At 68.7% G+C, this 940-nt stretch carries 1 protein-coding gene; it reads left to right on the top strand.

The genetic code is table 11. The features are described from left to right. Nucleotides 1–158: 158 nt before the first annotated feature. Nucleotides 159–940: AAA family ATPase (locus tag ACVMLK_RS21135; protein WP_457487555.1), on the top strand; the 782-nt coding region annotated here is incomplete at its 3' end.

The raw sequence follows: 940 nt of genomic DNA, 5'->3' as shown, positions 1-940 counted from the left end.
AGGCTCATAACCTGAAGGTCACAGGTTCAAATCCTGTCCCCGCATCCATCATCCCTTGAATCAGAAGCAGAACATCGTGCGCAGCACTCCCTTCCTCTGGAAGCGGGTGCTAAAAGCCGTTTGTGCATTCCTCTCCGCCACTGCGCCTGTCGCGCCTGATGCTGCATGATTTCCGCAGCTACGCCGAACTCGATCAGCGCTTCTCCGATCCCATCGTCGTTGTCACGGGCGCCAATGGCGTGGGCAAGACCAACCTGCTGGAAGCGATCAGCCTCCTCGCCCCCGGCCGCGGCCTGCGCCAGGCGAGGGCAGCAGAGCTTCCGCGACGGTCTGCCGATGCCGGGGGCGGCTGGTCTGTCGCGGGCCACTTCGAGGGATTCGCGGGGCCCCTGGTGGTCGGGACCGGCTGCGAGGCCGGCCAGGATCGCCGCAGCTTTCGGCTGGACGGAAACTTGCTGCGCAATCAGGCCGAACTGTCCGCGCATATCGCCGCGCTCTGGCTGACGCCGCAGATGGACCGACTGTTCCAGGAAGGCGCCAGTGGCCGTCGCCGCTTTCTCGACCGTCTGGTCTGGGCGTTGGAGCCAAGCCATGCAAGGGACGTCGCCGCCCATGATACCGCCATGAGCCAACGCAATCGTCTCCTGAGCGAGGGGGGGCGGGACAGGCGCTGGCTCGCCGCGCTGGAGGACGGCATGGCGCGCCACGCCGTCGCCGCCGTGGCCGCCCGGCGGGCCACCCTTTTTCGGCTGAATGAGGCCCTGAGGGGCGGCATCGCCGGCGGCTTTCCCGCAGCCCGTCTCGAACTGCTCTGCCCCATTGCCGAGGCCCTGGACCGCGAGCCCGCCCTGGCTGTGGAAGATGCCTTGCGGGAGGGTCTGGCGGCCGACAGGCCGCGCGATGCCGCGGCCGGCGGCGCGCGTCAGGGGGCGCCCCGGTC

It is taken from the genome of Teichococcus aerofrigidensis, assembly GCF_054073225.1.
The sequence above is the reverse complement of the archived record's forward strand: the minus strand, read 5'-3'. Positions and strand labels throughout refer to the sequence as shown.